Source organism: Pelagicoccus enzymogenes (assembly GCF_014803405.1).
In the GTDB taxonomy this organism is placed as follows: Bacteria; Verrucomicrobiota; Verrucomicrobiia; order Opitutales; family Opitutaceae; genus Pelagicoccus; species Pelagicoccus enzymogenes.
Genome location: NZ_JACYFG010000007.1, coordinates 536,961 through 543,522 on the forward strand (window position 1 = coordinate 536,961; position 6,562 = coordinate 543,522).

The window sequence follows — 6,562 nt, forward strand, 5'->3', positions numbered from 1 at the left end:
CTCGCTCTTCGCGATCGTTTTAGGACTCCGCAGCGCTTGGTTGCGGAGTCTTCTTTGTTCCGATGGTCCCCGCAAGCGCTGCGGCGTTGGCCGGGGCTTAGGCTTCCACGACCAGCTTGTCGTAGCTCAGGTTGATGCCCTCGGGCAGTTCTGTATCCACTTTTCCATGATCGATATGGTGGGTCATGTGGATGAGGTAGGTTTGCGAGCCGCCGATGCGCTGGGCGGCCTCGACAGCTTCGCCGATCGTCATGTGGGAAGGGTGAGCCATGGGGCGGAGTCCGTCCAGCACCACCAGATCCGCTCCCTTGGCCAAGCGTTCCGCCTCCTCGCTCACTCCGCTGCAATCGGTGAAGTAGGCGAGGCGCTTGCCGGATGAGGCTTCCTCGAAAACGAACCCCAGGGTTTCGAATCGCCCGTGGTCTTGCACGGTGGAGTAGATGCGACCCTCGTTGCCGAGCTCTAGAACCTGAGGCATGTCGATGGCTCGGAAGGCGGGGTAGCTCTTGAAAACCGCCTTGTCGCGAATGGCGTAGGGGTAGACTTCCTTGAGGCGGCTCAAGCCGTCTGCGTTCGAGTAGACGGGAATGGCCTCGCCGCCGCGCTGGTCGCAGTACTGGCGCAGGTCGTCGAACCCCTGGATATGGTCGGCGTGGCCGTGGGTGAGCAGGACCAGGTCGACTTTGGGGATGCCCATTTCGAGCGCGCGCAGGCGAAACTCCGGCGCAGCGTCGATCTGGATATTTAGCTTTCCCAGTCGCAGGTGAGCGTGGGTGCGGTAGCGGGTGTTGCGTGGGTCGGATGATTGGCAAACTTGGCAGTCGCACCCGATCATCGGCACGCCTTGCGAAGTGCCCGTTCCCATGAAGCTCAAAATCATGAGGGAGATTTTCCATCCCGTTCCCTGCTAAAATCCAAGCAAAAAGCCCTGTCTGTGAGAGCTTTAAGCGGCAGGCAAAATTCTTGGCGATTATGCGGTTTTAGGGCTTGATCTCCAAAACTGAATTAGCACTGTTCCAAGACCTTAGCGGAGAGATGGCTGAGTGGCTTAAGGCAACGGTTTGCTAAATCGTCGTACGTGTAAAGCGTACCGGGGGTTCGAATCCCCCTCTCTCCGCCACTTAACTTTTCAGAAAAACGTCGTCCAGTCAGGCGGCGTTTTTTTGCGTTTGGAAGGTGGCTAAGGGGGATGAGAACCCCCGGAGGGGTGTTCGACGGAGCGAGCCTGCGAGCGAAGAAGGGGCACGCGCAGCGTGAGTCCGCAGGACTTGGACGCAGTCCAACCAATCCCCCTCAATACGCCATTTTTTTGCCTTAGCAAAAATGCTTCACGATTTCGCGGCGAATGGACTGTGACGCCGGCACGACCGTCCGGGGCTGGGAGCGCGCTGGCCGCGAGCGGGAGCCCTGCCTTTCGCAAGCAAGAGGAGGTCTGGGCGATGCCAGCGTCGGATGGCGGGGAGGGGAGCGACGCGGTTTTGATTGTCCTTGCTGCTTAGAGCGGTTAGCAGGTCGGCTTCGAAGTAGGGGCTGTTCATTCGAGGGTGGATCGGTTGGAACGCTAAGTGCCGTGCGGGCATCGCGGTGACCGCGGACCAGATAGCTCCGCTGTATTGGCAGCCTATCGTTGTTGGAAGGCCTCCTTGCCTCTGCTCTCCAGGCTGATGACGAAAAGGTCGACGCTGCTTGCGTTGCCTTCCGGGCATTCGTTCCTGTCGCAGAAGTCGAGGTAGAATCGGAGCCACATTTCGTAGAACGGCCTCTGCCTTTCTGGAATATGCTCGTTTGCGAGCGCGTCCTGGAATGGTTCCAGCACATTTTTTGGAATTTTGATCATAGGATATTATCCAAACGTTTGGATAACATCCGAAAAAGGATGTTTAACGATTAGAATTAAGCGTAATTACTTAGAAATGGGTTGCCTCCGACCGTTTCGGTCAGGATATTATCCAGAAATCTTACAATCACTTGTTAGCAAAATACATTGAAGAAACTTCTCAAAATCATCGGCTACAGTATAGGATCAGTGATCGGACTGGCAGTAGTCGCACTAGGCTGCCTCTACCTTTACTCACTGCATGAAGACTCACTTCGAAGTATTCGATACGAAAACCCAAACCCAACCGAACGAACAAACGAAGATGTAATTTTTGGTTCCTTCGACGAGAAAACCTCAATCATCACCTTAATCGCTACTCCAGAGAAATATCAGAATAAGAGAATTAGGATCACTGGAGTTGCCCACCTTGAATTCGAAGAGAACGTCATATACGTCACGAAAGATGACTACAAAAATAAGGTATGGAAGAATGGATTATGGATATCCTTTCCCGTAGAAACACCAGATTCAAAAATCAACGAACTGAAAAAACTAAACGGAAAGTACGTAACTATTGAGGGATTCTTCGACACAGAAACGGGACACTTCGGAGTGGCATCTGGAACGATTCGCAACATCCAGCGATATGAACGTGCTTTCTGGTAAAGAAACTAAATGCTAACCAGACGTGGCATACAATTCCGGCAGCTGCGCCGCCTCCATCGTATGCACTTGGCGTTCGACGAAAAATGAAAACAATAGGAATAGCAGCAATAACCGGAGTATTATGCTTCCTCCTGGCCCACTTCATACAAACAGTATCTCACGAGAAGAACTGGATCGCCTTCACAGCCGACGACGGTCATGGACACGGCCCCGATCCAGACACGAAAGAATGGGAACATGTGATCGAAAGAAAAATAGAAAGAAACACATGGATCATTTCTTCTCTAGCGACTGCTGGTATCGTAGCGACCCTCGGACTAAAACCGAAGTCTCCAACCATGAGGAAAGAATGACCCATGAAGCATTCAAAGAAGAATAGCAACTACCCAAGGAATCCAACTGGTGAATACAGAAACAAATAGGTCGAACAAGTCAGTCGATACAACTCGGGTAAGCGCTCGCCGTTATTCAATCACACCAGACACACTCAACCTCAACCCGACTTTCGAGCTCTGACTTGAGCTCGCGTATCACTTCAGCGTTATCCAAAGATGAAAGAAGAACGGCCACCAATAAAACACGGCGACGTTTATCCAGTGCATGTGCTGCGGGATGAATACGGATTTAACGCCGAGAATCGCCCGGTGATCGTAGTCACGAAAGAAGAGGTTCCGACTCACCTCCAACACCTTATTCCGCAAGTTGAAAAGTGGGCGATTCCTTGCGATGTAACGAGAGGAGATTACTTCGAAAAAGAAGGAGAATCTTCTGTGGCTTCGTTTTACTACGACGTCGAGCCCTACACTGGTGAAGTTGATGATTGGCTGGATTCCCAGCCAAAAGATGTGGGCGATTGGCCAGAAGCAGCCGTTCATTTCATGTACTTCATGAAGGCTCATGGTGAAGCTTATCAACCCACCAAAGAAGAAATAAAAGAAAGAGAAGAGAAGTTCGAGAAACAGAGATATCAACGAGCTCAGAAGAATTCACGCAAAGAAGCTTTGGAGGCTTTTAAAGAAAAGAACTACAGTCGTGTCGTTGAGTTGCTGAGTCCCTGCAAGGACGCGCTCTCCTCTTCAGAATCGATGAAACTAAAGTACTCTGAAAAACACCTAAATAAATAGGATAACAAATCGGCTCACACAACGAGCGCAAGCGCTCGCCGTGTGGCCTCGACGTTCTCAAAATATAATGAAAATTGAATACATAGACCGTATCGAAAAAATAGACTGGTCATCGGTTCGATCCCTATTTGATTCAGTTGGCTGGACAGGACGACAGGAGAAAGATATAGAAGAATCGTTCAGTAGCAGTTCTTTTGTTCGATTCGCATACTCAAACAAAACACTAGTAGCATGCGGTAGAACGGTAGGTGACAGCCGATATTACAGCTGGATCGTTGATCTTGCAGTCCTCCCCCGCTTTCAGCATTCAGGCATTGGAACGCAAATACTGAAATACTTATCGAACGATCTATCCAAAATTAAGAACGTTTCTCTGGTTGCTTCATCCGAAGTTGAAAATTTTTATCGTAAGAACGGGTGGATTAAGCAGAATGACTTAACTATGCGATTAGAAAGATAAGTGAGAACAAGTCGGTCGTCACAACTCCGGTAAGCGCTCCGCGCTTACCTACGCGTGACACCTCGGCGTTCGCAAAAAAATAGAATGATCGAAACGAAAGGATGTCCGGTTTGTGGATACGAAGGGATCGAAGCCTTCGACAGTCACGGCTGTTCGACTTTCGAGATCTGTTCCTGCTGTGGATGCGAGTCCGGTTACGAATATAACGAAAACTCAACCGACGAAAGAATCATTGAATTAAGGAAAGAATGGCGAATCGAAAGAAACGGGTCTTGGAGGGATGAAAAAGAAAAACCGAAGAAGGGTTGGGATCCTGACATGCAGATAAAAAAGGCAGGATTAAAACTATAGAACTATGCGAACAAGACGCCGCAGACAACGTCGGCAAACGCTCGCCTCTTTCATTACGAACCATGAAGATCAACGAACCCAGTAATTTTAACCTTAGCCAGAGCCGCCGCGTCTGAGCTTGGCGTTCTGTAATAAAAATGAGATACATACTAGCATTCACCGCTTTCCTTCTTTGGGGATGCGTGAAAGAGCCAGGCATCGAGACAACAGAAAAGCCCATACCGATAGGAGATGAGTTACCCGATGCACATGTGCTGACCTTGAAACCAAACAAAGAAATCATGATGAATGGATTAACTTACGATTTCGAAATGGTTGGGAAGGCGTTTGAAGAGACGAAAGAAAAGAAAGAAACCATCGTACTGAAAACCTACCCTGAAACAGGAGCGGGAGACGTCGTACTCATGATCGATAAAATTAAGGAACTTGGTTATCAGAAAATCTACGTCTCAACCATCAACGAATAGTACAGAACAAGTCGCTCCAGGCAACTGCGGCAAACGCTCGCCTCTTTCACCACGACCCGATGAAAATCAACCACCCCAGAGATTTAAACGATAGCTTAGGCCTTGTCGCCTGAGCTCGACGTTGTATAGAAATGAATGAAAACCAGAACAGCCTCGTGGATTGCAGGGAGATATCAGAGACTGAATTTACAGAATTGAAGAATCTCTGGATGAACGACTACGCGATAAGCTTCGCTCGTTCTGGCTTGATGGACCGAGAGACTGCTTCGAACAGATCTGCCGAAATGTGGTCGAAGACTTTTGACGACGGAAAAGAAACCAAAGGTCACTTGATCAGGACAATAATCGATTACGATTCCAAGAATACGGTCGGATACATTTGGATCTCACAGTTCTATCCAGATCGAAAGAAGTGCTTTTTATCCTATCTTCACGTAAAACTAGATTTTCGTAGAAGAGGGTTCGGGAAAGCAGCTATGGAAATGATAGATGATTACCTGAAGAGGAGCGGAATCACGGAAATGACATTGAACGTTTTTTCTGATAACCTAGCAGCAAGATCGTTATACTCGAGTTTAGGGTTCTCTGAGTCACTCACGACAATGAGGAAAGAACTATGATTTATACAACAAGTCGGCCCATACAATTCCGGCAAACGCCCGCCTCTTTCACCTCGACCCAACCCCTGAAAACACTAATTTGAAAAGGAACCCCAACTGAGGCCTCCACGTATGGCCTCTGCGTTCGAAGAAAGAAGATGCTCGACCTAAACGATCCACAAACGAGGCACATATTCGAAGCTGCAAAGCTTGAAGACGAAATGCGCCCATTCCTTGTGGCAGTCAGAAAAGAAAACAGAAAACTCGAAGAAGGTGAAGAGTCGCAAATCATCGCGATCCTACATAAACTCGATACCCTAAACCAACAGCACTTCCAATCGAGTGAAGGAACACAAAAAACTATCGATAGATTAAGAAAATCGATTCTGAAGAAAGAAGACGCAAACACGACATGGAATCACTTCCTAGAACTTGCTGAAACAGAGGGAGAAAACTTTGGAACATGGATGATATGAATAATTCGAACAAGTCGCTCGATACAACTCGGGCCAAGCGCCCGAGTTGTGGACTCAGCAAGGACGTATCTCACCCAACTCTTTCACGACGGTTTTCGAGCCCTCGCGTATCAGCTTAGCGTTGGCTAAAGCAAATAATCATCGAAGCGAATGAACACACCTTTAATTCTGGTTCTCAGTGTGTTTTTAGCCGTAATACCAGCAGCGATTTGCGAGAGGTCAATAATCGGCAAGTGGACGTACCACGTGGATCAGGGAGAAGGTATCGAAGTGAAGGGGTTCATCGTCTACGAAATGGATAAGTCTTTTTACGAGGAAATGACACTCACCAAAAATGGCGAAGTAATGGATTTATTGAGAATGAAAGGAACATGGTTTGTGGACGGTTTAGACTTAACTACTAAATTCACCTCTCCCGACAGACCAGATGGAGCCGAAATAAAAAACGAATACACGATTATTGAAATAAATGAAGAGCACATGAGATATGTAGACAAAGAACGTCCTCGAGCCGAGTATAAGCAATATCGATCAACAAAATAGAGCCAACCAGACGTAGCAGGCAACGTGCGCAAGCGCACGCCGCCTGTACTCGACGTT

The 6,562-nt window shown here is 48.3% G+C and carries 12 protein-coding genes and 1 tRNA gene; 10 read left to right on the top strand and 3 right to left on the bottom strand.

The features are described from left to right. Nucleotides 1–97: 97 nt before the first annotated feature. A complete protein-coding gene (locus IEN85_RS08170) occupies nucleotides 98–880 on the bottom strand; it encodes an MBL fold metallo-hydrolase (RefSeq protein WP_191616588.1) in 783 nt (260 codons plus the stop codon). A 149-nt stretch (nucleotides 881–1,029) separates the two neighbouring features. Here IEN85_RS08170 and IEN85_RS08175 point away from each other — a divergent pair. Continuing rightward, a tRNA-Ser gene (locus tag IEN85_RS08175) sits at nucleotides 1,030–1,120 on the top strand. Between the two features lie 208 nt (nucleotides 1,121–1,328). Here IEN85_RS08175 and IEN85_RS08180 read toward each other — a convergent pair. Beyond that, nucleotides 1,329–1,538: a hypothetical protein gene (locus IEN85_RS08180; RefSeq protein ID WP_191616589.1), complete on the bottom strand. Its 210-nt coding sequence runs from the start codon at nucleotides 1,536–1,538 to the stop codon at nucleotides 1,329–1,331. Nucleotides 1,539–1,621: 83 nt separating this feature from the next. After that, the gene (locus IEN85_RS08185) at nucleotides 1,622–1,837 is read right to left on the bottom strand and encodes a hypothetical protein (RefSeq protein WP_191616590.1); all 216 of its coding nucleotides are present in this window, start codon (nucleotides 1,835–1,837) and stop codon (nucleotides 1,622–1,624) included. 147 nt (nucleotides 1,838–1,984) lie between these two features. On the opposite strand from IEN85_RS08185, the gene IEN85_RS08190 reads away from it, so the two are divergent. The 9 genes from IEN85_RS08190 (at nucleotide 1,985) to IEN85_RS08230 (ending at nucleotide 6,505) form a co-directional block, all read left to right on the top strand. Continuing rightward, nucleotides 1,985–2,485 carry a hypothetical protein gene (locus IEN85_RS08190; RefSeq protein ID WP_191616591.1) on the top strand — a complete coding sequence of 167 codons (501 nt, stop codon included), beginning with the start codon at nucleotides 1,985–1,987 and terminating at the stop codon, nucleotides 2,483–2,485. Nucleotides 2,486–2,568: 83 nt separating this feature from the next. Beyond that, nucleotides 2,569–2,838: a hypothetical protein gene (locus tag IEN85_RS08195; RefSeq protein ID WP_191616592.1), complete on the top strand. Its 270-nt coding sequence runs from the start codon at nucleotides 2,569–2,571 to the stop codon at nucleotides 2,836–2,838. Nucleotides 2,839–3,036: 198 nt separating this feature from the next. Then, complete coding sequence (locus IEN85_RS08200; protein WP_191616593.1) at nucleotides 3,037–3,609, top strand: hypothetical protein; 573 nt, start codon at nucleotides 3,037–3,039, stop codon at nucleotides 3,607–3,609. Between the two features lie 67 nt (nucleotides 3,610–3,676). Then, nucleotides 3,677–4,069 carry a GNAT family N-acetyltransferase gene (locus tag IEN85_RS24950; RefSeq protein WP_191616594.1) on the top strand — a complete coding sequence of 131 codons (393 nt, stop codon included), beginning with the start codon at nucleotides 3,677–3,679 and terminating at the stop codon, nucleotides 4,067–4,069. Between the two features lie 84 nt (nucleotides 4,070–4,153). After that, the gene (locus tag IEN85_RS08210; RefSeq protein WP_191616595.1) at nucleotides 4,154–4,420 is read left to right on the top strand and encodes a hypothetical protein; all 267 of its coding nucleotides are present in this window, start codon (nucleotides 4,154–4,156) and stop codon (nucleotides 4,418–4,420) included. A 137-nt stretch (nucleotides 4,421–4,557) separates the two neighbouring features. Further along, nucleotides 4,558–4,887, top strand: a complete 330-nt coding sequence (locus IEN85_RS08215) for a hypothetical protein (protein ID WP_191616596.1) — start codon at nucleotides 4,558–4,560, stop codon at nucleotides 4,885–4,887. A 131-nt stretch (nucleotides 4,888–5,018) separates the two neighbouring features. After that, the gene (locus IEN85_RS08220) at nucleotides 5,019–5,507 is read left to right on the top strand and encodes a GNAT family N-acetyltransferase (RefSeq protein WP_191616597.1); all 489 of its coding nucleotides are present in this window, start codon (nucleotides 5,019–5,021) and stop codon (nucleotides 5,505–5,507) included. 137 nt (nucleotides 5,508–5,644) lie between these two features. Continuing rightward, on the top strand, nucleotides 5,645–5,962 hold the full coding sequence (locus tag IEN85_RS08225; protein ID WP_191616598.1) for a hypothetical protein: 318 nt from the start codon (nucleotides 5,645–5,647) through the stop codon (nucleotides 5,960–5,962). Between the two features lie 150 nt (nucleotides 5,963–6,112). Continuing rightward, nucleotides 6,113–6,505, top strand: coding sequence for a hypothetical protein (locus tag IEN85_RS08230; protein WP_191616599.1), 393 nt, complete (start codon nucleotides 6,113–6,115; stop codon nucleotides 6,503–6,505). Nucleotides 6,506–6,562 lie beyond the last annotated feature (57 nt).

What these genes read in the sequence shown, in the direction of transcription:
- IEN85_RS08170 (WP_191616588.1), bottom strand. Translation starts at nt 880, where the DNA reads ATGATTTTGAGCTTCATGGGAACGGGCACTTCGCAAGGCGTGCCGATG.
- IEN85_RS08180 (WP_191616589.1), bottom strand. Translation starts at nt 1,538, where the DNA reads ATGAACAGCCCCTACTTCGAAGCCGACCTGCTAACCGCTCTAAGCAGC.
- IEN85_RS08185 (WP_191616590.1), bottom strand. Translation starts at nt 1,837, where the DNA reads ATGATCAAAATTCCAAAAAATGTGCTGGAACCATTCCAGGACGCGCTC.
- IEN85_RS08195 (WP_191616592.1), top strand. Translation starts at nt 2,569, where the DNA reads ATGAAAACAATAGGAATAGCAGCAATAACCGGAGTATTATGCTTCCTC.
- IEN85_RS08200 (WP_191616593.1), top strand. Translation starts at nt 3,037, where the DNA reads ATGAAAGAAGAACGGCCACCAATAAAACACGGCGACGTTTATCCAGTG.
- IEN85_RS24950 (WP_191616594.1), top strand. Translation starts at nt 3,677, where the DNA reads ATGAAAATTGAATACATAGACCGTATCGAAAAAATAGACTGGTCATCG.
- IEN85_RS08210 (WP_191616595.1), top strand. Translation starts at nt 4,154, where the DNA reads ATGATCGAAACGAAAGGATGTCCGGTTTGTGGATACGAAGGGATCGAA.
- IEN85_RS08215 (WP_191616596.1), top strand. Translation starts at nt 4,558, where the DNA reads ATGAGATACATACTAGCATTCACCGCTTTCCTTCTTTGGGGATGCGTG.
- IEN85_RS08220 (WP_191616597.1), top strand. Translation starts at nt 5,019, where the DNA reads ATGAATGAAAACCAGAACAGCCTCGTGGATTGCAGGGAGATATCAGAG.
- IEN85_RS08225 (WP_191616598.1), top strand. Translation starts at nt 5,645, where the DNA reads ATGCTCGACCTAAACGATCCACAAACGAGGCACATATTCGAAGCTGCA.
- IEN85_RS08230 (WP_191616599.1), top strand. Translation starts at nt 6,113, where the DNA reads ATGAACACACCTTTAATTCTGGTTCTCAGTGTGTTTTTAGCCGTAATA.